Origin of the sequence: Rhizobium sp. RAF36, from assembly GCF_052114105.1 — a bacterium.
Classification (GTDB): domain Bacteria; phylum Pseudomonadota; class Alphaproteobacteria; order Rhizobiales; family Rhizobiaceae; genus Rhizobium.
The window spans coordinates 104,753-129,373 of the sequence record NZ_JBFREC010000002.1; the positions used below are offsets into that span (position 1 = coordinate 104,753).

The 24,621-nt window shown below is 62.1% G+C and carries 25 protein-coding genes; 3 read left to right on the plus strand and 22 right to left on the minus strand.

All coding sequences use genetic code 11. From position 1 onward, the window contains the following. Positions 1 to 81: 81 nt before the first annotated feature. Positions 82 to 2,508 (plus strand): DNA translocase FtsK, encoded by a 2,427-nt coding sequence (locus AB4Z25_RS06360; protein ID WP_112539931.1) that lies wholly within the window; start codon positions 82 to 84, stop codon positions 2,506 to 2,508. Between the two features lie 21 nt (positions 2,509 to 2,529). Here AB4Z25_RS06360 and AB4Z25_RS06365 read toward each other — a convergent pair whose 3' ends face one another. From AB4Z25_RS06365 to phnG, 15 genes are all read right to left on the minus strand, one after another. Next, positions 2,530 to 3,039, minus strand: coding sequence for a GrpB family protein (locus AB4Z25_RS06365; RefSeq protein ID WP_112539933.1), 510 nt, complete (start codon positions 3,037 to 3,039; stop codon positions 2,530 to 2,532). A gap of 14 nt (positions 3,040 to 3,053) precedes the next feature. Beyond that, the gene (gene phnN / locus AB4Z25_RS06370; RefSeq protein ID WP_112539935.1) at positions 3,054 to 3,653 is read right to left on the minus strand and encodes a phosphonate metabolism protein/1,5-bisphosphokinase (PRPP-forming) PhnN; all 600 of its coding nucleotides are present in this window, start codon (positions 3,651 to 3,653) and stop codon (positions 3,054 to 3,056) included. Beyond that, the gene (locus AB4Z25_RS06375) at positions 3,650 to 4,789 is read right to left on the minus strand and encodes an alpha-D-ribose 1-methylphosphonate 5-triphosphate diphosphatase (protein WP_112385048.1); all 1,140 of its coding nucleotides are present in this window, start codon (positions 4,787 to 4,789) and stop codon (positions 3,650 to 3,652) included. The genes phnN and AB4Z25_RS06375 overlap by 4 nt, the downstream gene beginning before the upstream one ends. An 11-nt stretch (positions 4,790 to 4,800) precedes the next feature. After that, positions 4,801 to 5,496: a DUF1045 domain-containing protein gene (locus AB4Z25_RS06380; RefSeq protein ID WP_112539938.1), complete on the minus strand. Its 696-nt coding sequence runs from the start codon at positions 5,494 to 5,496 to the stop codon at positions 4,801 to 4,803. Between the two features lie 131 nt (positions 5,497 to 5,627). Next, on the minus strand, positions 5,628 to 6,968 hold the full coding sequence (gene phnE / locus AB4Z25_RS06385; RefSeq protein ID WP_112539940.1) for a phosphonate ABC transporter, permease protein PhnE: 1,341 nt from the start codon (positions 6,966 to 6,968) through the stop codon (positions 5,628 to 5,630). A gap of 8 nt (positions 6,969 to 6,976) precedes the next feature. Beyond that, positions 6,977 to 7,948 (minus strand): phosphonate ABC transporter, permease protein PhnE, encoded by a 972-nt coding sequence (gene phnE / locus AB4Z25_RS06390; protein WP_112539943.1) that lies wholly within the window; start codon positions 7,946 to 7,948, stop codon positions 6,977 to 6,979. Positions 7,949 to 8,015: 67 nt separating this feature from the next. Continuing rightward, a complete protein-coding gene (gene phnD / locus AB4Z25_RS06395) occupies positions 8,016 to 8,921 on the minus strand; it encodes a phosphonate ABC transporter substrate-binding protein (protein WP_112385052.1) in 906 nt (301 codons plus the stop codon). 92 nt (positions 8,922 to 9,013) lie between these two features. Then, positions 9,014 to 9,859: a phosphonate ABC transporter ATP-binding protein gene (phnC, locus tag AB4Z25_RS06400; protein ID WP_310293605.1), complete on the minus strand. Its 846-nt coding sequence runs from the start codon at positions 9,857 to 9,859 to the stop codon at positions 9,014 to 9,016. A gap of 115 nt (positions 9,860 to 9,974) precedes the next feature. Beyond that, entirely contained in the window at positions 9,975 to 10,592 is a 618-nt protein-coding gene (locus AB4Z25_RS06405) for a DapH/DapD/GlmU-related protein (protein WP_112539945.1), read from the minus strand. After that, positions 10,589 to 11,299, minus strand: a complete 711-nt coding sequence (gene phnL / locus AB4Z25_RS06410; RefSeq protein ID WP_112539947.1) for a phosphonate C-P lyase system protein PhnL — start codon at positions 11,297 to 11,299, stop codon at positions 10,589 to 10,591. Before phnL ends, AB4Z25_RS06405 begins: the two co-directional genes overlap by 4 nt. A 2-nt stretch (positions 11,300 to 11,301) precedes the next feature. Next, on the minus strand, positions 11,302 to 12,078 hold the full coding sequence (gene phnK, locus AB4Z25_RS06415) for a phosphonate C-P lyase system protein PhnK (protein ID WP_112385056.1): 777 nt from the start codon (positions 12,076 to 12,078) through the stop codon (positions 11,302 to 11,304). Then, complete coding sequence (locus tag AB4Z25_RS06420) at positions 12,075 to 12,953, minus strand: alpha-D-ribose 1-methylphosphonate 5-phosphate C-P-lyase PhnJ (protein ID WP_112539950.1); 879 nt, start codon at positions 12,951 to 12,953, stop codon at positions 12,075 to 12,077. Before AB4Z25_RS06420 ends, phnK begins: the two co-directional genes overlap by 4 nt. Beyond that, positions 12,950 to 14,056 (minus strand): carbon-phosphorus lyase complex subunit PhnI, encoded by a 1,107-nt coding sequence (locus AB4Z25_RS06425; RefSeq protein ID WP_112385058.1) that lies wholly within the window; start codon positions 14,054 to 14,056, stop codon positions 12,950 to 12,952. The genes AB4Z25_RS06420 and AB4Z25_RS06425 overlap by 4 nt, the downstream gene beginning before the upstream one ends. Positions 14,057 to 14,059: 3 nt before the next feature. Continuing rightward, entirely contained in the window at positions 14,060 to 14,668 is a 609-nt protein-coding gene (phnH, locus tag AB4Z25_RS06430) for a phosphonate C-P lyase system protein PhnH (protein WP_112539952.1), read from the minus strand. Continuing rightward, positions 14,668 to 15,132 carry a phosphonate C-P lyase system protein PhnG gene (gene phnG / locus AB4Z25_RS06435; RefSeq protein WP_112539954.1) on the minus strand — a complete coding sequence of 155 codons (465 nt, stop codon included), beginning with the start codon at positions 15,130 to 15,132 and terminating at the stop codon, positions 14,668 to 14,670. Before phnG ends, phnH begins: the two co-directional genes overlap by 1 nt. Positions 15,133 to 15,232: 100 nt before the next feature. Here phnG and phnF point away from each other — a divergent pair, with 100 nt between their 5' ends. After that, positions 15,233 to 15,970, plus strand: coding sequence for a phosphonate metabolism transcriptional regulator PhnF (gene phnF / locus AB4Z25_RS06440; protein WP_112539956.1), 738 nt, complete (start codon positions 15,233 to 15,235; stop codon positions 15,968 to 15,970). Between the two features lie 48 nt (positions 15,971 to 16,018). Here phnF and AB4Z25_RS06445 read toward each other — a convergent pair whose 3' ends face one another. From AB4Z25_RS06445 to AB4Z25_RS06475, 7 genes are all read right to left on the minus strand, one after another. After that, positions 16,019 to 16,654 (minus strand): 2,3-bisphosphoglycerate-dependent phosphoglycerate mutase, encoded by a 636-nt coding sequence (locus AB4Z25_RS06445; protein WP_112539958.1) that lies wholly within the window; start codon positions 16,652 to 16,654, stop codon positions 16,019 to 16,021. 19 nt (positions 16,655 to 16,673) lie between these two features. Then, entirely contained in the window at positions 16,674 to 17,498 is an 825-nt protein-coding gene (gene dapB, locus AB4Z25_RS06450; protein WP_112539961.1) for a 4-hydroxy-tetrahydrodipicolinate reductase, read from the minus strand. 18 nt (positions 17,499 to 17,516) lie between these two features. After that, complete coding sequence (locus tag AB4Z25_RS06455; protein ID WP_112539963.1) at positions 17,517 to 19,298, minus strand: ABC transporter ATP-binding protein; 1,782 nt, start codon at positions 19,296 to 19,298, stop codon at positions 17,517 to 17,519. Between the two features lie 93 nt (positions 19,299 to 19,391). Beyond that, the gene (locus AB4Z25_RS06460) at positions 19,392 to 20,417 is read right to left on the minus strand and encodes a glucokinase (protein WP_112539965.1); all 1,026 of its coding nucleotides are present in this window, start codon (positions 20,415 to 20,417) and stop codon (positions 19,392 to 19,394) included. Positions 20,418 to 20,429: 12 nt separating this feature from the next. Then, complete coding sequence (locus tag AB4Z25_RS06465) at positions 20,430 to 20,810, minus strand: methylglyoxal synthase (RefSeq protein ID WP_112539967.1); 381 nt, start codon at positions 20,808 to 20,810, stop codon at positions 20,430 to 20,432. A gap of 85 nt (positions 20,811 to 20,895) precedes the next feature. Next, entirely contained in the window at positions 20,896 to 21,963 is a 1,068-nt protein-coding gene (mepA, locus tag AB4Z25_RS06470) for a penicillin-insensitive murein endopeptidase (protein WP_112539969.1), read from the minus strand. 108 nt (positions 21,964 to 22,071) lie between these two features. Next, complete coding sequence (locus tag AB4Z25_RS06475; RefSeq protein ID WP_112540064.1) at positions 22,072 to 22,644, minus strand: hydrolase; 573 nt, start codon at positions 22,642 to 22,644, stop codon at positions 22,072 to 22,074. 116 nt (positions 22,645 to 22,760) lie between these two features. On the opposite strand from AB4Z25_RS06475, the gene AB4Z25_RS06480 reads away from it, so the two are divergent. Then, a complete protein-coding gene (locus AB4Z25_RS06480) occupies positions 22,761 to 24,596 on the plus strand; it encodes an extracellular solute-binding protein (RefSeq protein ID WP_112539971.1) in 1,836 nt (611 codons plus the stop codon). Positions 24,597 to 24,621 lie beyond the last annotated feature (25 nt).

Below are 24,621 nucleotides of genomic sequence, written 5' to 3' on the forward strand. Positions count from 1 at the left end.
TTTTAACGCGGAAGGAAGGAACTTATTAACCTTCCTTTTCTAATCCGTTCAGGTCGGTAATTTGAGTGAGCAGCAGGTCGCATGCGTTTTCCCAGAACGAACTTGACGGATGCCGCGGAGATTTCTGCGGAAGTTGACGTGCATCAGGATGAAGACGGCACAGGCGAGCGCCCGGCGCCGCCGATCTGGCAGAGCAATTTTTCGCTGGCGCCGAATGTCCGGTTCACCCGTACGCCGGAGAACCTGCTGCGCCGCACCCCGCCTGAAATCCCGCAGCTGGACGAGCCTGTAGAGGTCGTCGTTGCCGAAGCGGCTCAGGCCGTGGAAAGCCGTACGCCGATCGTCGTCGATGTCCCCTTCGACGCGCACGCCCCGCAGCCCGCGCCAGCCGTCCGCGTCCCGGTCCCGCCTGTGACCCGCGTGGCGGTACAGCCTGTCGTCAGGCCACCGTTGCTGCCCATCGTCCGCACACCGGTCCCGCCTACTGCACCCGTTCACGTTCCGTCTTTGCCGGAAGCCTCTGTGACGGCGGAGCCGTATCATGCTGCCGGTGAGCTTGCCTCGATTTCGGACTTCGCCTTCTGGGAGGTCATGGCCTTCGAAGAGGGCGCTGCACCTGCCGCGCCGCAGTTCCACCCGGTTCCGATGCCGAAGGTGGAGGTATCCGCCGAGTCGATCATCGCCAATTTCCGCGTCATGGAATGGCACCCACATCGGCGCATGGAAGCGGCTCCTGCCGCCGCTCCATCTGCAATCGCACCGGCGCCAATCGCGGCACCGGCGCCCGCTGCGCCAGCCCCCCTGGCCGCCCAGCCCCCGGCAAAGCCGGTTCAAGCGGCGGCACCCGTGCCACAGCCGGCAGCGGTGGAAGCCCGCACGCAGCCGATCGCACCGATCCCGGTCCGCACACCCGCCGTCGCCCCGGTGACGATGCCGGCGCCGCGTCTCTCCGCCGCAAAGCCTGCTGTCGCCAAGGTCGATGCATCCGGCTACGAATTCCCGCCGAACGAGTTGCTGCAGCAGCCGCCGGAGCGGCTGGGCGAAATCATGACCCAGGAAGCGCTCGAGCAGAATGCCGGCCTCCTCGAAAGCGTGCTCGAAGATTTCGGCATCAAGGGCGAGATCATCCATGTCCGTCCCGGCCCGGTCGTCACGCTCTACGAATTCGAGCCGGCGCCCGGCGTGAAGTCGTCGCGTGTCATCGGCCTTGCCGACGATATCGCCCGCTCGATGTCGGCTCTCTCGGCGCGCGTTGCCGTGGTGCCCGGGCGCAACGTCATCGGTATCGAACTGCCGAACCAGACGCGCGAAACCGTCTATTTCCGCGAGATGATCGAAAGCCAGGATTTTGCCAAGAGCAGCTACAAGCTGGCGCTCGGCCTCGGCAAGACCATCGGCGGCGAACCTGTCATCGCCGAGCTCGCGAAGATGCCGCATCTGCTCGTTGCCGGCACCACCGGTTCAGGCAAGTCCGTTGCCATCAACACGATGATCCTGTCGCTGCTCTACCGCATGTCGCCGGAACAGTGCCGCCTGATCATGGTCGATCCGAAGATGCTGGAGCTGTCCGTCTATGATGGCATCCCGCACCTGCTGACCCCCGTCGTGACCGATCCCAAGAAGGCCGTGATGGCGCTGAAATGGGCGGTCCGCGAGATGGAAGAGCGCTATCGCAAGATGTCGCGCCTCGGTGTCCGCAATATCGACGGTTATAACGGCCGCGTGGCACAGGCCCGCGAAAAGGACGAGACCATCCACATCATGGTCCCTGTCGGCTTCGACAAGGGCACCGGCGCGCCGATTGAGGAACAGCAGGAACTGGACCTGACGCCGATGCCTTACATCGTGGTCATCGTCGACGAAATGGCCGACCTGATGATGGTCGCCGGCAAAGATATCGAAGGCGCGATCCAGCGACTGGCGCAGATGGCCCGTGCCGCAGGCATCCACCTGATCATGGCGACACAGCGCCCCTCGGTTGATGTCATCACCGGCACGATCAAGGCGAACTTCCCGACCCGTATCTCCTTCCAGGTGACGTCGAAGATCGACAGCCGCACCATTCTCGGCGAGCAGGGTGCAGAGCAGCTGCTCGGCCAGGGCGACATGCTGCACATGCAGGGCGGCGGCCGCATCGCCCGCGTCCACGGTCCCTTCGTCTCCGATCTCGAGGTCGAAAAGGTCGTGGCACACCTGAAGACGCAGGGCCGTCCGGAATATCTGGATACGGTCACGGCGGGTGACGAGGACGAAGAGGAAGCCGAAGACAGCGCCGTCTTCGACAAGAGCGCCATGGGCGCCGAGGATGGCGACGAGCTCTATCAGCAGGCGGTCAAGGTCGTGCTGCGCGACAAGAAGTGCTCGACCTCTTACATCCAGCGCCGCCTCGGCATCGGCTACAACCGCGCCGCATCGCTGGTGGAGCGCATGGAAAAGGAAGGCCTCGTTGGCCCGGCAAACCATGTCGGCAAGCGCGAGATCGTCTCGTCGCGGGGCGAGGGCGAGTAGGTATGCGGCTGCAGCGCCGGTTTAACGGCGCTGCAATTCAGCGAGGCGCACCGTCTCGCGGACAAACTCCGTCTTTCCGCCGGTATAATAACCCCAGTCGTCATTTGCCTCGCCCATCAGCCGCAGCTTCAGCGCGGCATAGGCGGCTGCCCTTTCGGGGTGCGCGCTGAGATAATTGCGAAACAGGATGCGGTCGCGCAGCACGTGGTTCTCCAACGTGCAGAGATAGAGCCGCGCCCCATAGGAGCCGCGGCCGCTGGTGAAGGTCCAGCTCTGATCGCCGTATTTGTCGCCGTGATAAGTGTAGCCGGGTATCGCCTGCATCCGCTCGACGGCCGTGGCAACGGTCTCCGGATCAGCAAAGGCCGCATGCAGATCGATCTTCGGCTTTGCCGCCAATCCGGGAACGGATGTGCTGCCGACATGGTGGAACACCGGTGCCAGCCCGGTGAACACTGGCGCGAGCTCACCGCATACCTGCGCAAAGAGATCCGGCCAGCTGTCATCGTAGGGAACAACGACGATGGCCATGGCGTCTCCTTCGATCAGGCGACTTCCGCGAGGAAGCCGTTCAGCGTATCGACGATCTTGCGTTCGGCCTCGGCCAGCGTCCCGCTATTGTCGAGATCGGTGACGTCGTAGTCGCCGCGAACCGTCAGCGAGCCGCGGGCAAGACGGGCCATGATGTCTTCATGGGTTTCGCGGCCGCGGGCTTCGAGGCGGCCTGCGAGCACCTCAGGCCGGGCCGTGACGTTGATTACCTTGAGACGTGGGAAGGCGGCCTGGAAGTGGTGCAAGGCTGAGCGTGATCCGTTGGCGATGACCAAGTGTCCCTTGCCGAGTGCCACGGACACTTCGGCCGGAATGCCGTATTTCAGACCATGCGCTTCCCACCAGACGGCGAAGCTGCCGGATTGCTCCATCGAAGCAAAGCCGGCATCCGATACCGAGAGATGGTCTTCGCCGCCGGCATCGCCATCACGGGTGATGACGCGGCGGACGAAATGCACGTCGGGACGGCTGCCGAAATGCTGGGCAGCGACGGCGATCAGCGTATCCTTGCCGGCGCCGCTCGGGCCAACAACGACGACCATGATGCCGCGTTCGCTGCCGGGAACGGCGTGGGGTTCGTGCGACGGGATCATGCGACACGGCGTCCTTCGCGCCAGACGGAACGGGTGACTGGCACGCCTTCGTCACGGAAGACGCGCACCAGGTCGGCGCGCAGCCCGGTGGCGATCCGGCCGCGGTCGTCGAGACTGACGGTGCGGGCCGGCGTCGAGGTGACCATGGCAATCGCCTTCGGCAGCGAAATGGATTCAACCTCATCGGCGATGATGAAGGGCGCATAGAGCATGCTGAGCGGCACATAGTCGGAAGACAGCACATCCAGCACGCCGCGCTCGGCGAGATCGCGGGCGGCGATATTGCCGGAATGCGACTTGCCGCGCACGATGTTCGGTGCACCCATCAGCACGCTCATGCCGTGTTCATGCGATGCCTTGGCGGCGTCGAAGCTCGTCGGGAACTCGGCAAGGCGCACGCCGTTCTCGATCGCCTCGTCCACATGATCGAGCGTCGCGTCGTCGTGACTGGCGATCGTGATGCCGCGTTCCTTGCAAATCTTCGAAATGGCGATCCGGTGCGGCGTCGAGTTGCGGGCGGATTCGGCAAGCCGCTTCTCGATGAACTTGGCAAATACCTCGTCGGAGAGGCCGCGCTTCTTCTGATAGTAGAAGATGTACTGGTCCATGGTCTGGAACTGCCGCTGGCCGGGAGCGTGGTCCATCAGCGAAACAAGACGGACATAGGGGTCGTTCTCGAAGTCGGCGAAATGCTCCATGACGTTGTCGGCCGAAACCTCGCAGCGCAGATGCAGCAGATGCTCGGCCCGCAGGCGGCCTTCCTGTTCGGCCTTCTGGATGGCGTCGGCCATGTCGCGCATCTCGCCGCGGTCGAAGCCGCCATCCTCGTCCGCGCCCATGCGCAGGCAGTCGAAGACGGTGGTGATGCCGGAGGTGACGATCTGTGCATCATGCGCCTGGATCGCTGCCGTCTTGTGCCAGCGCAGGCCGGGGCGTGGAGAGTAGTGGCCTTCCAGATGGTCGGTATGCAGTTCGACGAGACCAGGAAGCAGGTAGTCGCCCTCGAAATCCTCGCCATGGGCCGAGTTGCCCTCGGAAATATCGGCGATCTTGCCATCGCGGATCAGCAGCGAGCCGTGAAGGATGTCATCCTCGAGAATGATGCGGGCGTTGGAAAGCACGGTCTCTTTTGTCATTGCATCGTCTTTCAGCGTTTGGTGCCGGTAAGCGGCAAAAGGCTATGAACCTTGATATCGGCGCCGCGTGTCTCCTCGGTGAAGACGGCGATGCCGGAAATGGAAAGCGGACGTCCGGTGAAAGCGCCAAAACGCCGCTCCAGGATCGATTTCATCAGCGCCGAGCGCTCGTCAGGAACCTGCCCGGTCAGTGTCATGTGGAAGCCGAAATCGTCCATGACATAGGGATAGCCCCAGCGCATCAGATTGGCTCTCTGGCTTTCCGTCAGCTTCTCCGGCTTGCGCCTGGCAATATCGACCTCGGACAGGGCGGCACGCAGCGGCTCGAAGGACTTTACCACGCTTGCGGCAAAATCCTGAAGCGGCGGATGCAGCGAACCGGGCACGAGTGCGAAGAACCGGCCAAGCTGGCCGAGCACCAATTCGGGAATTTCAAAGGCCGGAGTGCGGGCCGCGAAGTCCTCGACCACGGCCATCAGGTCGCTCTCGGTCACCGAGGAGGCAAGCGCGAATGGCGCCTTGATCGTCGCGTGGAAGCCGTAGCGGCGCGGATCTGCGGTCAGTGCCAGCTGCTCCTCGGCAGGAAGCCCCGCCTCTTCGGGAGCCGGGTAAGTTTCGCCGGAAAACGCATCGCGGCCGAGCCATTCGGCAGCCGCCCGCGTCAGGAAATCATCCTGCGGCGGCGTGAAATAGAGAGCGTATCGCAAAGGTCTTGTCCCGGGAAAGCGTCAGAAACAGGGGTCGCAATGTCAGTGATTTGACCGCGGACTGCAAGCTCGTTCCCGGCTAAAAGATTTCCGTGACAGAATGATGATGACGCTGGGGCGCCATCATCTTTTTAATGTGTCTTGCTGCCCATCAGCCGGTGGCGAAGAGCGTTCGAGGCCATGTCGAACAGGAAGACGACGATCAGGATCAGGATGACCATATAAGCGACGTTCTCCCAGTTGGAGTTCGTGCGCATCGCTTCCCAGAGCTTCAGGCCGATGCCGCCGGCACCGACGGCGCCGATGATCGTCGCGCCGCGAACATTCGATTCCCACTGGTAGAGCGTCTGGCTGACGATGACGGGGACGATCTGCGGGATGATGCCGTAGCGATGAACGAGCATGGTCGAGGCACCCGTCGATTTGATGCCTTCGCGCGGCTTGTTGTCGATATTTTCGAGGCCTTCCGAATAGAGCTTTCCGAGCGTTCCGGTCTCCGTCAGGAAGATGGCGCCGGAACCGGCAAGCGGCCCGGGGCCGAAAGCACGCGTCAGGAACAGCGCCCAGATCAGCATGTCGACCGAGCGCAGGAAGTCGAAAAAGCGCTTGAGAACCTGGTTCAGCAAGCGGTTCGGCGTGATGTTGCGCGCCGCCAGGAAAGCCAGCGGGAACGCCACCAGCGAACCAAGCAGCGTGCCGAGGAAGGCCATGACGATGGTCTGGAAAAGCTTGGTCCAGACGTCGCCGTGCTGCCAGGCCGAGTTGTTCCAGATATTGTCGAAGGCAAGCGAGATGTTCGACTGGCTGGGATCGAGACGTGGGCCCGAAACGATCAGGCTCAGAACTTCGCCGGCCGGCTTGTCGAAGAAGGGGGAATGCGTGTCGAAGACGAAGTTCGCCCAGCCGAGGAAGCGCTTGCGCACCTTCACGCGGTCGGAGGCGATGCTGACGTCACCGGCAAAGCCGAGATCGGCAAGCACGTTGTCGTCATAGACGGTCATCCACGAGGGAACTTCGCCGACGACCTTCGGGGCGCCTGAAGAGAGATCGACGGGAACGCTGATGCCATGGGCGTTGACTGTCGTCATCGCCTTGGTGACCACGACCGTGCGGTTGGTGCCGCTGACGAAAACCGTGACGCTGCCGGGTTCGTTCTTCACCCAATCAGGATGCGGATCGTCGCCGAGCGGCGAGAAGCGCGGGTAGCGCGTCTCGATCGAGCCGTCCTCCTGAATGCGGAATTCGGGCTGTACGTCATAGCTCACCCACTGGCTCATGTAGATGCCGACGCGCTCCCAATGGGCTTCGGCGAGTAGCTTCGGCAGGTCGAAGAACCAGACGGCGTAGAGACCATAGAGCAGCGTCGCGATCACGATCAGCAGGGCGCCGAACCGCTGGCGGAACGAGCGGTGGAAATATTCGGGATAGCGCGCCTCGATCTCGTGCATCCGGTTTGCGTCGATCACCGTCATGGCGGGCCTCAATGTTGCAGAAGGAAAGCGTGCTCGCCGACCAGACGGCGGCGCAGCCATGCGGAGAACTGATCGACGGCAACGATCGTTACGAAGAGCAGCAGCACGAGAGCCACCGTCTTGGCGCCGAAGCCGCGCGAGATGGAAAGCTTCAGCTCCTCGCCGATACCACCACCGCCGACCGCGCCGATGATGGTCGAGGCACGCACGTTGATCTCGAGGCGCAGCAGCGCGTAGGAGGCGAAGTTCGGCATGACCTGCGGCATGGCAGCGAAGCGCACGCGCTCCAGCCAGTTGGCGCCGACCGCCTTCATGCCTTCATCCGGCTTCATGTCGATATTCTCGACGACTTCGTAGAACAGCTTGCCGAGCGCGCCGATCGTATGCAGCGACACGGCGATGATCGCGGCCACCGGACCGATCGACAGAATCGCGGAAAACAGGCCGGCGATGACGATCTCCGGAAAGGCGCGCAGGAATTCCATCACCCGTTTCGAAAACACCCGCAGCGGCCAGTTCTTGGTTAGATTGCGGGCGGCAAAGAAGCTCAGCGGCACCGCGAAGATGAAACCGATGATCGTCGAAACGAGCGCGACGTTGATCGTGATGATCATCAGCTCGAAATATTCAGGAATGTAATAGTCGCCGAAAACATAGACCCGGCCCTTGGCGAAGTTGAACTCCTCGCCGCCCTTGTCGTTCGGGCTCGCCAGATCGAACAGCGCGCGCCAGACGTCGTGCCAGTCCTTCGGGATCAGCCAGCTCAGGAAGTCGAAGAGATGCGGAAGGCGGTCGAAGAAGTGACCCGCATTGCTTTCGTCGGCGAAGCGCACCGAGCTGACGAAGGCGATCAGAAGCAGGATCAGGCCGATGCCGGTATAGAGGCGGCGGCGCGCCACCATGCGGCCCCAGGCATCGCCAATCTCTCGGCTGCTCTGCTGGGTTTCGTGCGCGTGGATCCGGGAATCGGCAAGGGTCATGGCGTGTCCGCTTCTTCGCAGGAAAAAGGGCGGCCAGTGACGGCCGCCCCCAATGAATGCCGGTCGATCAGCCGCCGATGGCAGCCTTACGAACGTCTACAACGGCGTTGTAGAATTCGTGCGTGACAGGCGCGTAGCCCTTGTAGTCGCCGCCTTCGATGGCGGTGAAGCACTTGTGGTCCTTCTCCGGCAGAGCCGTGAAGAAGGCAGCCAGCTTCTTCTGCCACTCTTCGCCGAGCTCGTTGCGAACGACGAGCGGGCCGTTCGGGATCAGCGGCGAGCGCCAGACTTCAACCAGCTTGTTCGGGTCGACAGCGCCCTTGTCGACTTCCTTGCGGAAAGTGCCCGAGGTGTAGCCGTCCTTGAAATCGCCGAGGCCCGAGGAGTCGTCGACAGCAACATCGACCTTGCCGTCATAGGCGGCGAGAAGGTTGTTCTCGTGGCCGCCGTTGAACTGCGTGGAGGCGAAGAACTGGTCGTTCGGCATGCCTGTGTCCTTCGGAATCTGCGTCAGCGGAACGAGGTAGCCCGAGGTGGAGTCCGGATCGGCGTAGCCGAGCTTCTTGCCCTTGGCGTCGGCGATTGTCTTGATGCCGGAGGACTTCAGGGCGAGACCGATCGAGTAGTAGCCGGTCGAGCCGTCCTTCTGCTGCGTGGTCAGGATCGGGGTAACGGCCTTTGCGTCCTTCAGGTAGACAGCTGCATAGCCGGAAGCGCCGAGTTCTGCGAAGTCGAGCGTGCCGCCGAGGAGACCCTGGATAACGCCGTCATAGTCGGCGGCCGGGAACAGCGAAACCTTTTCGAAGCCGAATTCGGTCTTCAGGTGGTCGGCGAGGCAGGCGTAGTTACGTAGGCGGTCGGTTTCGTTTTCGCCACCGAGAATGCCAACGCGGAATTCCTTGAGGTCTGCAGCATGCGAAACGCCGGAAAGCGCGAAAAGCGCCGTCGCGGCAAAGAGTGCTTTCTTCAACATGGTACTCTCCTGATTGACCGGTGTCCCCGGTGGTCTCTCTTGATACGAAGAACTGTGCCCTTGACGCGGGCTCTCGATCGCAGCCGTCTCGCTCAGAGACCGGCCAGCGCCAGCGGTTGCAGGCCGGCGGATTGATGGGCGGCAGCTGCCGCCGGAATGTTGATCGATGTCGACGTCATGGTTTCGTCGATACCGGCGCCGTCCTTGTCGGTGCCGTAGATTTCCTTGACTGCAGACGCATCGAGGTCGCCGGGCTTGCCGTCGAAGACCACGCGGCCGCCGGCCATGCCAACGATCCGTTCGCAATAGCTGCGGGCGGTGTCGAGCGTGTGCAGGTTGGTGATGACGGTGATGCCTTCGCGCTCGTTGATGTCGCGCAGCGCGTCCATGACGATCTTGGCGTTCAGCGGGTCGAGCGAGGCGATCGGCTCATCGGCGAGAACCATCTTCGGCTTCTGCATCAGCGCGCGGGCAATCGCCACGCGCTGCTGCTGGCCACCCGAAAGCGTGCCCGCAAGCTGCAGCGCCGTCTGCTCGATACCAAGGCGTTCCAGAGCGGCAATCGCATGAATGCGCTCTTCGCGGCTGAAGATGCTGAGCAGCGAGAGCATCGTCGGACGATGGTTCAGGCGGCCGAGCATCACGTTCGTCAGCACGTCGAGACGCGGCACCAGATTGAACTGCTGGAAGATCATCGCGCAGTCGCGCTGCCAGTTGCGAAGCGCCTCGCCGCGCAGCGACGAGACTTCCACGCCGCCGAAATGAATGGAGCCGGAGGTCGGCTCCTGCAGGCGGTTGATCATCCGAAGAAGAGTGGATTTGCCGGCGCCCGAGCGGCCGATAATGCCGACCATCTGTCCTTGCGGAATATCGAGCGTGACGGAATCCACTGCCAGCTTTTTGCCAAAACGGCGGGTGACATTCTTCAGCTCGAACATCATGCTCTTCCTTGCAATCCGGGACCTTCGTCTCGCAGTGCATTAGTCCCGCTTGATGAACCTCCAATGTCAGTTTTATGTAATGACTGTCACAAACGGCCCAGGCGATGGCGCTTCACGCGCCATGCCGGCTAAGGAAATCTTCCGCCGAAAGCGCGCGGAAATCGTCGAGTGCCGAACGCAGCTTCGAATGCTCCCAATCCCACCAGGCAAGCTTGTCCATGCGCTCGCCGACACCCTTGCCAAACCGCTCGCGGATGAGCTTTGCCGGAACGCCGCCGACGATCGTGTAGGGTACGACATCCTTGGAGACGACGGCACCCGCGCCGATCACGGCGCCGTTGCCGACCGTCACGCCGGGAAGGATCGTCGCGCCATGGCCGATCCAGACGTCATGGCCGATCGTGACGCGGTTGGACCGGCGCCACTCGAAGAAGTCGGTCTCCATGTCTGCATCCGGCCAGTAGTCGGTTGCGCGGTAGGTGAAGTGGTGCAGCGTCGCCCGCCATGTGGGATGGTTGGTGGCGTTGATGCGCACCGCGGCGGCGATATTGACGAACTTGCCGATCGTCGCGCACCATATCGAACCGTCCTGCATGATGTAGGAATAGTCGCCGAACTCCACTTCGCTGATCCGGCACCGTTCCGAGACCTCGGTATAGCGGCCAAGCGTGGTGTCGCTGACCGATGCTGTCTCGTGGATATAGGGCTTTTCGCCGATCTGCCGGGTCATGCCGCAATGGCCTTTCTGGGAGAGAATTTCTGGACGTCGAGAATGCGGTCGGCGGCGGCTTCGCGCACTTCCTCGTCATGGAAGATGCCAAGCAGGGCAACGCCTGCCTTCTTCTTGTCCGCGATCATGCCGACGACGACAGCGCGATTGGTGGCATCGAGCGATGCCGTCGGTTCGTCGAGCAGCAGGATGGTGTGGTCGGTGATGAAGCCGCGGGCGATGTTGACGCGCTGCTGCTCACCACCCGAGAAAGTCGCGGGCGGCAACTGCCAGAGTGCCTCAGGCAGGTTGAGCTTGGTCAGCAGGACGGCAGCCCGCTCACGTGCCTCGCTCGCCGCTACGCCGCGAGCGAGCAACGGCTCGGCAACGACGTCGAGGGCTGCAACGCGTGGCACGGTGCGCAGAAACTGGCTGACATAGCCGAGCGACCGCTTGCGCACCTCGATGATCGTGCGCGGATCGGCTGAGGCGAGATCGACGACCTTGCCCTGGTGATTGACGAGTATCTGGCCGGTATCGACGGCATAGTTGCCGTAGATCATCTTCAGGAGCGAGCTCTTGCCGATGCCCGAAGGGCCGCCGAGCACGACGCATTCGCCTGCGGCAACCGAGAAGGAGACATCCGAGACGACGGGCAGCTTGATGCCGTCGCGCAGATGCATGGTGAAGCTCTTTGCGACTTCCGAAACGACGAGTGGCGTTGCCATGGTCACACCTGCAGGATGGAGGAAACGAGAAGCTGGGTATAGGGCTCGCGCGGATCGTCGAGCACGCGGTCTGTGAGACCATGCTCGATGACATTGCCATCCTTCATCACCATCATCCGGTGAGACAGCAGGCGCGCGACCGCGAGATCGTGGGTGACGACGATCGCCGCAAGCCCGAGATCATTGACGAGACCACGGACGAGATCGAGCAGGCGGGCCTGCACCGAGACGTCCAGGCCGCCGGTCGGCTCGTCCATGAACACGAGGCGAGGGCCGGTCACCAGATTGCGGGCGATCTGCAGGCGCTGACGCATGCCGCCCGAGAAGGCGCGCGGCTGGTCGTCGATGCGCTCGGCATTTATCTCGACGCGCTCCAGCCAGTCGATGGCCGTCGAGCGGATCTTGCCGTAGTGCCGGTCGCCGATCGCCATCAGCCGCTCGCCGACATTGGCGCCGGCCGAAACCGTCATGCGCAGGCCATCGGCAGGGTTCTGGTGCACGAAGCCCCAGTCGGTGCGCATCAGGAAGCGGCGCTCGGCCTCGTTCATGCGGTAGAGATCACGGTAGCTGCCGTCGCGCATGTGATACTCGACGCTGCCGGTGGTCGGCATCAGGCGGGTCGAGATGCAGTTGAGCAGCGTCGTCTTGCCCGAACCGGATTCGCCGACGATGGCAAGCACTTCACCGGGCCAGAGATCGAAGGATACGTTCCGGCAGCCGATGCGATTGCCGTAGAATTTAGAGACGTCGTTGACTTTGAGAAGCGGTGTGTCGGTCATTCCGCAGCCTCCTTGGGCGCAAGCATTTCGCCGGCATGGCCGTGCTCGCGGCGGTCTTCGCAATGGTCGGTATCGGAGCAGACGAACATCCGCCCGCCCTTATCGTCGAGGATGACCTCGTCGAGATAGACTTCCTCGGCGCCGCAGAGCGCGCAGGGCTTGCCGAAGCGCTGGATCTCGAAGGGATAGTCCTCGAAGTCGAGGCTGACGACGTCGGTATAGGGCGGCACGGCGTAGATGCGCTTTTCGCGACCGGCGCCGAAGAGCTGCAGCGCATCCGACATGTGCATCTTCGGATTATCGAACTTCGGGGTCGGCGACGGGTCCATGACATAGCGCCCGGCAACCTTCACCGGATAGGCGTAGGTCTTCGAGATCCGGCCGTTATGGGCGATGTCCTCGTAAAGCTTCACATGCATGAGGCCGTATTCCTCCAGCGCATGCATCTTACGGGTCTCGGTCTCGCGCGGTTCGAGGAAACGCAGCGGCTCCGGGATCGGCACCTGATAGACCAGCACTTGATTGGCGCCGAGCTTCTCTTCCGGAATGCGGTGGCGCGTCTGGATGATCGTCGCATCCTTGGTATGCGTGGTGACCGCCACATTGGCGACCTTCTGGAAGAAGGCGCGGATCGAGACGGCATTGGTCGTGTCGTCGGCACCCTGGTCGATGACCTTGAGCACATCGTCAGGGCCGATGATAGAGGCCGTGACCTGCACGCCGCCGGTGCCCCAGCCATAGGGCATCGGCATTTCGCGGCTGGCGAAGGGCACCTGGTAGCCGGGTATCGCAATAGCCTTCAGGATCGCGCGGCGGATCATCCGCTTCGTTTGCTCGTCGAGATAGGCGAAGTTGTAGGTGGCGAGATCGGTCATTCGGCTGCTTCCTTCATTGCTTCGCCGTTGCGGCGGCTTGCCTCGAAGTCGCGGCGCATGCGGCGCACGAGATCGAGTTCGGCCTGGAAGTCGACGTAATGCGGCAATTTGAGATGCTCGACGAAGCCGGTCGACTGAACGTTGTCGGCATGCGAAATGACGAATTCCTCGTCCTGCGCCGGGGCAGTGACGTCTTCGCCGAGTTCGCCGGCGCGAAGCGCGCGGTCGACCAGCGACATCGACATCGCCTTTCGTTCGCTCTGGCCGAAGACCAGGCCGTAGCCACGGGTAAACTGCGGCGGCGCCTTGGCAGAGCCCTTGAACTGATTGACCATCTGGCACTCGGTTACCTGGATCGTGCCGAGCGAGACGGCAAAGCCGAGTTCGGGAACATCGAATTCGACTTCCACCTCGCCGATGCGGATTTCACCGGTGAAGGGATGGTTGCGACCGTAACCGCGCTGTGTCGAGTAGCCGAGCGCCAGGAGGAACCCTTCATCGCCCCGGGCCAGTGCCTGCAGCCGCAGATCCCGGCTCATCGGGAATTCCATCGGCTCGCGCGTCAGGTCGCCGATCTCGTGATCCTCGGGCATGTCCCCATCGCCCTCGATCAGACCTTCCTGGCCGAGGATCTCGGAAACGCGGATGACACGGCCGGTTTCGGCCTGACGCTGAGCCGGCTCTTCGACGGCTTCGTCGGTCAAAAGCGATGGGTCGAGCAGGCGGTGCGTGTAGTCGAAGGTCGGCCCGAGCAGCTGGCCGCCCGGCAGGTCCTTGTAGGTTGCCGAGATACGGCGCTCGATGGTCATGCGGCTGGTGTCGAGCGGCTGCGAATAGCCGAAGCGCGGCAGCGTCGTACGGTAGGCGCGCAGCAGGAAGATCGCCTCGATCATGTCACCGCGCGACTGGCGTACGGCGAGAGCCGCCAGCGTCCGATCGTAGAGCGAGGCCTCGGCCATGACGCGATCGACCGCGAGAGCCAGCTGGGCAACGATCTGCTCTATGCCGATGGCCGGAAGCGAGCGGTCGCCGCGGCGCCGGTCGGCGAGCAGGCGGTGAGCATTGGCGATGGCGGCTTCGCCACCTTTGACTGCAACATACATGGCTCACATCTCCGTTGCGGTAATTTTGGTGGTGCGCGGCAGGCAGAGGAAACTGCTGCCCGCCGTCAGAACGATGTCGATGCCCCTCGGGAAGAGGGTGCGGTTCTCGTTCCAGAGGCGGATGAACGTCTCCGGCAATCCCGAAGGCGCGATTTCCGTCACGGTCTTGATCCCCGGTCCCATCAGCGCCAGCGTCTTGCCGCCCTCGAGCGAAGCGATCTCGATAACAACCGTTGTCGAGCGGTCGGGATATTCCTGCGTGCCCGGTGCAAAGAGGCCGAAAGACGAAACTGCCATGCCGCTGTCGACGAAGGCGAAGCGCGCTTCGGCCTTCTCGGTCGTGACGGTCGCACCGGTATGAAAGCTCAGCCAGCCCGGCACCGCAGATTTGTTGAGCGCAGGCGAAAGCCAGACGGGCGTGTCGTGATCGCAGAGCGTCAATGCAATTGCACCGGCCGCTACGCCAAGCGGGGCCGGCGGCGCAGCATCGGGCGCCAGCGTCTGGACTGAGCCCGGGCGGGCCATCGCATCCATCATCGCCTTGAAGACGCTCTGGGCCTGGAAAACCGGCTCGGCAAAGCCGCCGGTCAATGTATCGGTCTTGAGTTCCATCAGTCTTCTCCCCGCACCATGGTGAAGAAATCGACGCGGGTCGCGGCCGTCTCGTCGGCCTTCTGCTGCGCCGCGGCGGCAATGTGCCGGGCGATCGGCTGAAGCAGCTTTTCCTCGACGAAAGCCCTGCTCGCTTCTTCCTGCCAAAGAGCATCGAAAATCGCGGCAAGCCGTGCCTTCTTGCGATCGGTGCCGAGCGACTGACCGTGACCGACGGTCCCGCTTGCCAGCCGGATCGTTGCACGGGTGACCGTCACTTCGCCGAGATTGAAGGGCGAGCCGCCGCCGCCAATACGGCCGCGAACCATCACCAGCCCAGTTTCGGGGCCGCGCACAGCCTGCACTTCCGGTTTGTCCGCAAGCGCCTCCCAGGCGTCATTCAATTCGGCAGGGTCGGAGCGGGCGAGAAGATCGACCACTCTTTTCCTGCTGTCGGCTGCCTCGATTTTCTCTGCTGCTCTCATCGCCACATCCTTCGAAATGTCTATTGATATAGACAACCATACAAGATATGGTTACGCTTAAATCGGGGACGTGACAAGCGTGTGACACGGCAGGGGTGAAATGGCTGGGCTGAAGCAGGTGCAAAGGCAGACGGGGGTGGCGCTATGGCGCCAGATAGCGGATCGAATCCGGGAGGCAATCACCCGCGGTGCCTATGATGAAACGGGCATGGTGCCACCGGAAACGATGCTCGCCGAGCAGTTCGGCGTCAATCGGCATACGGTTCGAAGCGCCCTTGCCGCTCTGGGACAGGAAGGGATCGTCCGCGCCGTGCAGGGCCGCGGCACGCTGATCGAGCGTCGGGAACGGCTGAACTTCCCGATCAGCAAGCGCACCCGTTTCACGACGGGTATCAGCGGCCAGGCAAGAGAAACGCGCGGTTTCCTGCTGGCGGCTGCCGAAGAATCTGCTGATGCGGAGGTCGCTCGCTGGCTGAAGATGCGCGTGGGCGACGCGGTCATCAGGCTGGAGACGACGAGGGAGGCCGACAAGCGCCCGGTTTCAAGGGCGACGAGCTGGTTTCCGGCCGCGCGCTTTGGCGATATCGCAGAAACCTATCGCAAGACGGAATCGATCACCAAGGCCTTCGCGCTGCTTGGCTTGCAGGACTATGTGCGCGCAACGACGGAGATTACCGCCGCGCATGCCGACGCCGGGGATATCGCCGATCTTGAGCTCACACCGGGCGCGATCCTGCTGATCACCAAGGCAATGAATACCGATCTCGACGGCGTTCCCGTTCAATATTCCATCACCCGCTTCGCTGCCGACCGGGTGCAGTTCACCATCGAAAACTAAAAAAAGCCGGGCGCTTGGCCCGGCTTAACTGATCGATGCGAATCCGGCTCAATGTGCGGCGGACATGTCGCCCAGCACTTCCTTGGAAGCGACGGTAGAGTCGGCCTTCAGCTTGTAGACCATTGGAACGCCGGTCGCGAGGTTGAGCTCCAGAACCTGTTCGCGGCTCAGGCGATCGAGAACCATGACCAGCGACCGCAGCGAGTTGCCGTGGGCCGCAACGAGAACCTTTTCGCCACGCAGAACGCGCGGCAGGATTTCCGTCAGATAGTAGGGCCAGACACGGGCACCCGTGTCGCGCAGGCTTTCGCCGCCCGGAGGCGGAACGTCGTAGGAGCGGCGCCAGATATGAACTTGCTCCTCGCCCCACTTGGCGCGGGCGTCGTCCTTGTTGAGACCGGAGAGATCGCCGTAGTCACGTTCGTTCAGCGCCTGATCCTTGATCGTCTGCAGGCCGGGCTGGCCGACCTTGTCGAGGATGAGCTTCAGCGTGTGCTGCGCGCGGGTAAGGGCCGAGGTGTAGGCGACATCGAACGTGATGCCGTAGTCGGCCAGCGCCTGGCCGCCGGTCGCGGCTTCCTGGATGCCGAGTTCGGTCAGGTCGGGGTCCTTCCAGCCGGTGAAGAGGTTCTTCAGGTTCCAGTCGCTCTGGCCATGCCGAACGAGAACGAGTGTGCCGCTCATAAAATCTGCCTCCGTCGTATTATTGTGAAGAGAGCCCGAGGACATCGAGCATGGAATAGAAACCCGGCTTCTTGTCGCGCGCCCAGAGCGCCGCCTTGATGGCCCCGCGGCCGAAGATCGAGCGGTCTGCTGCGCTATGCGACATCGAGACGGTCTCGCCTTCGCCGGCAAAGAGAACCGAATGTTCGCCGATCACGGACCCGCCGCGCAACGTCGCAAAGCCGATCGTACCCGCTTCGCGGGCGCCGGTATGACCGTCACGAACGCGGACAGACTGGGTCTTCAGGTCGACAGCGCGGCCCTTTGCAGCGGCTTCCCCGAGCAACAGCGCGGTGCCGGAGGGCGCATCGACCTTGCGCTTGTGGTGCATTTCGAGAACTTCGATATCCCAGTCTTCTGGCGAAAGCGCCCGGGCTGCCTGTTCGATGAAAACGCTGAGAAGATTGACGCCGAGGCTCATATTGCCCGACTTGACGATACGCGCATGGCGCCCAGCCGCCTGGATCTTGGCATCGTCGGCATCCGAGCATCCGGTCGTGCCGACCACATGGACGATCCGCGCCTGTGCGGCCAGTCCGGCAAATTCGACGCTCGCGGCCGGCGAGGTGAAATCGAGCACGCCCTCGGCATGGAGGAAGGCGGAAAGTGGATCATCACCGATGATCACGCCGTTCGGCCCAAGTCCGGCAAGCTCTCCCGCGTCGCGCCCGACGAAGGGCGAACCGGCGCGTTCGATGGCCGCATGAAATGTCACGCCGTCAATGGAATCGATCAGCCGGATCAGCGTCTGCCCCATGCGCCCCGCTGCCCCAACCACAACCAGTTTCATAGCAGCGTCGCTCATATCAGTCGTATTCCCGTATCAGATGGAATTCGAGGCCGCCGGCCTCTGGAGATTGTTGAGGCGAGCGTAAAGTCCGTCTTCGAGCTTCGCAAGCGTCTCGTGATTGCCTTCCTCGACAACGCGGCCCTGCTGCATGACGACGATCTTGTCGGCGCGCACCACGGTCGATAGCCGGTGCGCGATGACGACGACGGTACGGCCGGTCATTGCCTCGTCGAGTGCCTTCTGCACGGCCGCTTCCGATTCCGTATCGAGCGCTGAAGTCGCCTCGTCGAGAAGCAGGATCGGTGCATTGCGCACCAGCGCACGCGCGATCGAAAGGCGCTGCCGCTGACCACCGGAAAGCGTCACGCCATTCTCGCCGACGGCGGTATCGTAGCCGTCAGGCTGCGCCATGATGAAGTCATGGGCATAGGCGAGGCGGGCCGCTTCCTCGATCTCCGCATCCGTCGCATCCGGACGGCCATAGCGGATATTGTCGCGGATCGAGCCCTCGAACAGGTAGGGTTGTTGCGAGACATAGGCGAGCTGCTCGCGGAGCGACTGCTTGGTCACATGGGCGATGTCCTGCCCATCGACGATGATCTCACCGCTCTTCGGATCGTAGAAGCGCGGGATCAGATTGATGATAGTCGATTTGCCGGCACCCGATGGCCCCACAAGAGCCGTGGTCTTGCCGCCTTCTGCGACAAAGCTCACATCGCTCAGCACCGGGTCGTTGCCATAGGCAAAGGAAACATTGCGGAATTCGATGCGGGCCTCTGTCGCCGTCAGCGGTTTCGCATCCGGCAGATCGCGCTGCCGCGGCTCCATGTCGAGCAGTTCATAAATCATACGCGCGTTGACGGCGGCGCGCTCCATCTGCACCTGAAGCTTGGCGAGGCGGCGCAGCGGATCGTAGGCAAGCAGCAACGCGGTGATAAACGAGAAGAACGCGCCCGGAGGGACGTTGTAATAGATAGAGCGGTACGCGGCGTAGGCCAGGACACCGGCAACGGCCAGACCCGCAAAGCTCTCGGTCATCGGCGCATTGCGTTCGGAAAGGCGGGCGATCTTGTTGGCGCGCTGCTCGGCGACGCCGATGATCTGATTGACGCGTTTCTCAAGCTCGCGTTCCATGGTGAACGCCTTGACGATCGCAATGCCCTGGATCGATTCCTGCATTGCCCCGAAAGCACGGCTGTTCAGGTGAATCGATTCCTTGGTCACATCCCGAAGGCGCTTGGAAAGATAGCGAAGTCCTAGAAGCAACGGCGGCGCCATTACGAAAATGATGACGCTCAGGATCGGATCCTGATAAACCATGACCGCGACCAGCGAGACGAAGGAGAGCAGGTCGCGTGCCGTCGAGGTGATTGTCAGGTTCATTACATCGCGGATACCGCTGACGTTCTGGCTGACCTGGGCGGCGATCTGCGCCGAGCGCGTGTCGTTGTAGTAGCCGACCGACAGCGTCATCAGGTGCGCATAGATCCGTCGCTGGTAACGCGCGACGATATTATTGCCAACCTTCGACAACGCCACCGCCTGGCCATAACTGGCGAAACCGCGCGCCACGAAGGCGATGAAGATTGACAGACAGATGACCCACACGATGTCGGCCCGCCTGTTGGCAAAAGCCTCGTCGATGATCGCGCGCATGATCCAGGCGGTATAGGCCGTCGAGAGCGCGACGATGATCAGGCAGGCGATCGCGAAGACGTAGCCCATGACGTGCTCACGGCCGTTCTCGGCGATGATGCGCTTCAGTACGCTCGCGACCGTATCGCTATTCACGCTCTTGTTTGCGGGCGATTCCAAAAATTGCGCTTCCCGTTTCAGATCGTGTGCGTGGCAAGCCCGCGCACTCGCGGGGCTCTATAAAGATTTGCCAGCGGCTTGGCTAGACTGGCGCTAGCTCCGCCAGCGCCGCCCATCCGTCGAAACGCCGAAGGTCTCCGGTGCACGGGCGTAGAAGGAAAGGCCGGCGAGTGCCGCCAGCGGGTGCGTGACGACGAAGGTTGGGATGTCGCGCAGCCAGTGCGAGTGCGGCGCTTTGTCCTCGAAGGCGGCGCGGAATTCCGGTTTGCGGAGCGCCGGCAGGATTTTCTGCGAAATGCCGCCGGAGAGATAGACGCCGCCTTTCGCCATGAAAAGCATCGCGATATCGCCGGCCAGTCGGCCGAGATAGGTCGAAAACAGCGAAATGGTTTCGGCAGCAACGGGATCGGTTGCCGCAAGTGCGTGCGACGTCACATCGGCCGGATCGCCATATTTCGGCTCGATACCATCGGCAATGCAGATGGCGCGATAGAGATGCACGATCCCGCGGCCGCAAAGAATCTGCTCTGCCGAAACACGTCCCTCGATCTGTTCGATATAGGGGAAAATCTGCAGGTCGCGCTCCGAGCGCGGACCGAGATCGACATGGCCGCCTTCGCCGGGAACCGGGATCCACGAGCCGCGCGCATGAACCAGACCGCCAACGCCAAGACCCGTACCCGGCCCGAGAACGGCACGTGAAGCGATCAGGTCGCCCGAGGCGGGGCCGATCTGTTCGCGTTCATCCGGCGCGAGCGCCGAAATTGCCAGTGCCTGTGCCTCGAAGTCGTTGACGACGAGAACATCCTCGATGCCGAGGCCCGATATCATAGTATGCGGCCGCACCACCCAGTCACAGTTGGTCAGCGGAATCTCGTCGCCATTGATAGGACCGGCAACGGCAAGAATGGCCGAACGCGGCCGCAGGTCCGTCTTGGCAAAAACGCCAGCCTTGATAGCGTCGTCGATCGTCTCGAAATCCGCCGTCCGGACATTCGGAAAATTGATCGCTTCGGCCGATGCGTCGGCGAGGATCGAGAAGCGGGCATTGGTGCCGCCAATATCGCCGATCAGGATCGGGAAGGGCATCTGGGCATCGCTGGCATCAAGCATGGACATGGCCTTTTCCGCTCAAGCTTTAAGGGTCGGAATGAGTTTATCGGCGGTCGCTTCGTTCAGCGCCATCGGAATATCGTAGACAATCGCCAGCCGCATCAGCGCTTTCACATCGACATCATGCGGCATTGGCGTCAACGGATCGACGAAGAAGATCAGCGCACCGATCTCGCCCGTCGATATCAGCGCGCCGATCTGCTGGTCGCCGCCGAGCGGGCCGCTCTTCAGGCGCGTCACGTCGAGATCGGGCACGGCATCGAGAACACGGCCGCCTGTCGTGCCTGTCGCCACGATCTTCCATTGTGCGAGAAGGTCGCGGTTGCGGCGGGCAAATTCCGCCATGTCATCTTTCTTCTGGTCATGAGCAATCAATGCAAGGCACTTGCTGCCGGCCATGAGAAAGGACCTCCACCCCGGGTTTCAATCGATTTGGCCGTTTCTATACCAAGCCGGCGATTCGAAACACAAGCCTGCGCTGAGATCATTGCATCGGCTTGTCATCAGGAACCGGCCCGATCGCGGGAAGACCTTCGTCGGATACCGTGGGAGCAGCTGCCGGCGCCGTGGTCAGAGTGCTTGCCGCCGAGCCGCCGCCATAGGTTGCCGCGGCAACCGAGGAAACGGAGGGAGCAGCGAGAATAGCCGCACAGGCCTTCGGCAAGTCGGAAACCAAGCCTTCACGCGGCGGCTTCGGCGGCGGTGTGCCGGGCTTCGGCGGTGCGGGTTTTGCCCACGGTTCCTTGGTAAACCACCAGGCGAGCGACTTGTCGCAGCCGTCTCCGGCTGCAACAGGCGCCTGCGGCTTGCAGGCGGTGGCGCCCGGCGGGCACTTGATACGGATATGGAAATGCGAGTCGTGGCCATATTCCGGGCGCAGCTTGCCGAGATTGGTGCGGTCGCCGGTCCAGGTGTCGCACATCTTCTTCTTGATCGCCGGATTGACGAAAATCCGCTCGACCTGCGGGTAGCTGGCGGCAAGCATCAGAAGTTCGGCGTGCGACTGCGTCCAGATCTTCGGATCGACGGTCAGGAACTTGCCTTTCTGCAGCATCGTCGTGAACGGCAGATCTTCACGCTCCTGCGCGCTCATGCGCTGCGATGGCATCGGGGTGAGCCAGATATCGGCATCGAGGCCGACCTGATGGGAGGCGTGACCATTGAACATCGGCCCGCCGCGCGGCTGCGCGATATCGCCGACAAGCAGACCCGGCCAGCCGGCCTGCTGTTGCGCATCACGGGAGAGGCGCTCAAGAAGCGCAATCATTGCCGGATTGCCCCAGCGCCGGTTGCGCGAAAGTCGCATGGCCTGCCATGTCGGGCCGTCGGCCGGAAGGGCAACGGCACCGGACATGCAGCCCTTGGCATAGAAGCCGATCGGCTGCGCCGGCCCCTGAGAGGGAAGCGAAACCGACCCGAAGATCGCTTTTGCACTCCCCGGGCTCGGTTGCTTCTGTTGGGCACCGGCGTCAGCCGATATGAGGCCGGCGCCCAATGCGCCCGCCAAGGCGAGTTTGCCGAAAATCTTGGACGAAGCGAGGCGGAGCGTCATGCGGGTTCCCGAAATTGCCAGGTGATTTGCGGTTGAATTTACCGTGAAAAGCAATTCTGGTGAATCGATGTTTTCATCACGCTTCGCGCGAAGGCGGGCCGCTTCTGCTTAGAGATTGGCGAGGATATCGCCGGTCTTTCTGACGCGCGACAGCCGCGGCAGGATTTTCTCACACGCAAATCCGTGCATCTCCGCGGTGAAGCTCGTCATCGCGTCTTCGGCGGCAATGACCGCGTAGTTATGCGCATAGGCATCACGAATGGTCGACTCGACGCCGAAATTGGTTGCGATCCCCGCGAGGATGACGGTCCTGATACCGCGGCGGCGAAGCTGAAGATCGAGATCGGTGCCGTAGAAAGCGCTCCACTGACGCTTGACGATATGGATATCGACAGTCAGTGCCGCAATTTCCGGCGGCGCTTCGAGTGCGGCGGCGGGCAATCCGCCTTTTGGGAAGTTCGCCGGTTCGTCGGCCGGCTGATTGACGGCATCGGCATAGTCCGCAGAGAACCCGACGGTGACGAGTATGACGGTGCCGCCTTGTGATTTCAGCTGTCTGGCAATCGCCGCGGTGTTTTCAATGACCTGCTGAGCGCTGTGAGGAGCAACCGGACGGCTGGTGATAAAGGCCTGCAGGTCGATCGAGATAAGTGCGGTGGTCTTGGGATCGTAAAGGGACATGGGGGCTCCGAACGGCAGGTCAAAATTTCGCGAGATCGGCAAAAACCAAACTCTCTCCTGTTTTTCGCCGCCATTTTCCTTATTCTCGCCCGAACCGAAACAATAGGGGTTGGCGAATGGCGTTTGTGGGGTCGAAGAAAAGTCTGGTTGTTGCTCTCGTGGCACTGAGCGCGCTGGCCTTGCCCGTTAAAGCCCAGGAGCAGAACTTCCAGATCGGCACGTCGACTATCGGCGAACTCAAATACAAGCCGGGCTTCAAGCGCTTCGACTATGTCAATCCGGATGCGCCGAAGGGCGGCACGCTCAATCTGTCGACCACGGGTACCTTCGATACCTTCAATCCGCTGCTTTCGAAGGGGGAGCTGGCGGACGGTTCGCCGCTGGTGTTCGAGACGCTGACGAAATCGGCCGACGATGAGCTGCTCGCCAGCTACGGCTTGTTGGCGGAAGGCATTTCCTATCCCGCCGATTTTTCCAGCGCGACGTTCAGGCTGCATGCTGAAGCAAAATGGGCAGACGGTCAGCCGGTGACGCCTGATGATGTCATTTTCAGCCTGGACAAGGCAAAGGAGCTCAATCCACTCCTCTCGAATTACTACAAGCACGTGACGAAGGCCGAGAAGACCGGCGAACGCGATGTGACTTTCACGTTTGACGAGAAGGGCAACAAGGAGCTTCCGAATATTCTCGGCCAATTGTCGATCCTGCCGAAGCACTGGTGGGAAGGGACGGGTGCTGATGGCAAGCCGCGCGACATAGCCAAGACGACGCTTGAGCCGCCCATGGGCTCCGGGCCCTATAAGATCGCCGCCTTCACCGCCGGTTCCACAGTGCGCTATGAACTGCGCGACGACTATTGGGGCAAGGACGTCAACGTCAATGTCGGCCAGAACAATTTCCGCAACATCACCTATACGTTCTTCGGAGACCGCGACGTCGAGTTCGAGGCGTTCCGGGCAGGTAATGTGGATTACCGCCAGGAAAACCAGGCAAGCCGCTGGGCGACCGCCTATGATTTTCCGGCCGTCAAGGATGGCCGGGTAATCCGTGCTGAAGTACCGAACGCTCTGCGTTCCGTCGGCATCATGCAGGCGTTGACCCCCAATACGCGCCGCGACCAGTTCAAGGATCCGCGCGTCCGCGAGGCGCTCAATTACGCTTTCGACTTCGAGGATTTGAACAAGAACCTGGCCTATGGCGCCTTCAAGCGGATCGACAGCTACTTCTGGGGAACGGACCTTGCATCTTCGGCACTGCCGCAGGGGCGCGAGCTTGAAATCCTGCAGGGCCTAAAGGATCAGGTGCCGCCTGAGGTGTTCACCACGCCCTACACGAACCCCGTCGCAGGCGATCCGCAGAAGCTGCGCGACAACCTCAAGACGGCGATCGGGCTGTTCAAGGAAGCCGGTTACGAGCTGAAGGGCAACAAGATGGTCAACAGCAAGACCGGCCAGCCGATGAGCTTCGAGATCCTGCTCTCGAACTCGTCTTTCGAACGCTCGGTCATGCCCTTCGCCAACAATCTCAAGAAGATCGGTATCGACGCCCGCCTGCGCACGGTTGATGCCTCGCAATACACAAACCGCGTCCGAAGCTTCGACTACGACATGATCTGGTCGATCTGGGGCGAGACGATGAATCCGGGCAATGAGCAGATGGACTATTGGGGTTCCCAAGCCGCCGCCCAACAGGGCTCGCGCAATTATGCCGGTATCACCAATCCGGCGATCGACACGCTGATCAAGATGATCATTTTCGCGCCCAATCGCGACGAGCAGGTGGCGGCGATCAAGGCGATGGACCGGGTGCTGCTCGCCAACCATTATGTCGTGCCGCTCTTCTACAGCAACAACTCGCGTCTCGCCTATTGGGACAAGATCGCTCACCCGGCGGAGCTGCCGGAATATTCCATTGGCTTCCCCGATGTCTGGTGGTCGAAGGACGCGAAATAGCGGACTTGCATTGGCTGGGCCGCTG

Bases quoted from the DNA above. Each gene is read 5' to 3' on its own strand.
- AB4Z25_RS06360 (WP_112539931.1), top strand. From the start codon at position 82: ATGCGTTTTCCCAGAACGAACTTGACGGATGCCGCGGAGATTTCTGCG.
- AB4Z25_RS06365 (WP_112539933.1), bottom strand. From the start codon at position 3,039: ATGGCCATCGTCGTTGTTCCCTACGATGACAGCTGGCCGGATCTCTTT.
- phnN (WP_112539935.1), bottom strand. From the start codon at position 3,653: ATGATCCCGTCGCACGAACCCCACGCCGTTCCCGGCAGCGAACGCGGC.
- AB4Z25_RS06375 (WP_112385048.1), bottom strand. From the start codon at position 4,789: ATGACAAAAGAGACCGTGCTTTCCAACGCCCGCATCATTCTCGAGGAT.
- phnE (WP_112539940.1), bottom strand. From the start codon at position 6,968: ATGACGGTGATCGACGCAAACCGGATGCACGAGATCGAGGCGCGCTAT.
- phnE (WP_112539943.1), bottom strand. From the start codon at position 7,948: ATGACCCTTGCCGATTCCCGGATCCACGCGCACGAAACCCAGCAGAGC.
- phnD (WP_112385052.1), bottom strand. From the start codon at position 8,921: ATGTTGAAGAAAGCACTCTTTGCCGCGACGGCGCTTTTCGCGCTTTCC.
- phnC (WP_310293605.1), bottom strand. From the start codon at position 9,859: ATGTTCGAGCTGAAGAATGTCACCCGCCGTTTTGGCAAAAAGCTGGCA.
- AB4Z25_RS06405 (WP_112539945.1), bottom strand. From the start codon at position 10,592: ATGACCCGGCAGATCGGCGAAAAGCCCTATATCCACGAGACAGCATCG.
- phnL (WP_112539947.1), bottom strand. From the start codon at position 11,299: ATGGCAACGCCACTCGTCGTTTCGGAAGTCGCAAAGAGCTTCACCATG.
- phnK (WP_112385056.1), bottom strand. From the start codon at position 12,078: ATGACCGACACACCGCTTCTCAAAGTCAACGACGTCTCTAAATTCTAC.
- AB4Z25_RS06420 (WP_112539950.1), bottom strand. From the start codon at position 12,953: ATGACCGATCTCGCCACCTACAACTTCGCCTATCTCGACGAGCAAACG.
- AB4Z25_RS06425 (WP_112385058.1), bottom strand. From the start codon at position 14,056: ATGTATGTTGCAGTCAAAGGTGGCGAAGCCGCCATCGCCAATGCTCAC.
- phnH (WP_112539952.1), bottom strand. From the start codon at position 14,668: ATGGAACTCAAGACCGATACATTGACCGGCGGCTTTGCCGAGCCGGTT.
- phnG (WP_112539954.1), bottom strand. From the start codon at position 15,132: ATGAGAGCAGCAGAGAAAATCGAGGCAGCCGACAGCAGGAAAAGAGTG.
- phnF (WP_112539956.1), top strand. From the start codon at position 15,233: ATGGCTGGGCTGAAGCAGGTGCAAAGGCAGACGGGGGTGGCGCTATGG.
- AB4Z25_RS06445 (WP_112539958.1), bottom strand. From the start codon at position 16,654: ATGAGCGGCACACTCGTTCTCGTTCGGCATGGCCAGAGCGACTGGAAC.
- dapB (WP_112539961.1), bottom strand. From the start codon at position 17,498: ATGAGCGACGCTGCTATGAAACTGGTTGTGGTTGGGGCAGCGGGGCGC.
- AB4Z25_RS06460 (WP_112539965.1), bottom strand. From the start codon at position 20,417: ATGTCCATGCTTGATGCCAGCGATGCCCAGATGCCCTTCCCGATCCTG.
- AB4Z25_RS06465 (WP_112539967.1), bottom strand. From the start codon at position 20,810: ATGGCCGGCAGCAAGTGCCTTGCATTGATTGCTCATGACCAGAAGAAA.
- mepA (WP_112539969.1), bottom strand. From the start codon at position 21,963: ATGACGCTCCGCCTCGCTTCGTCCAAGATTTTCGGCAAACTCGCCTTG.
- AB4Z25_RS06475 (WP_112540064.1), bottom strand. From the start codon at position 22,644: ATGTCCCTTTACGATCCCAAGACCACCGCACTTATCTCGATCGACCTG.
- AB4Z25_RS06480 (WP_112539971.1), top strand. From the start codon at position 22,761: ATGGCGTTTGTGGGGTCGAAGAAAAGTCTGGTTGTTGCTCTCGTGGCA.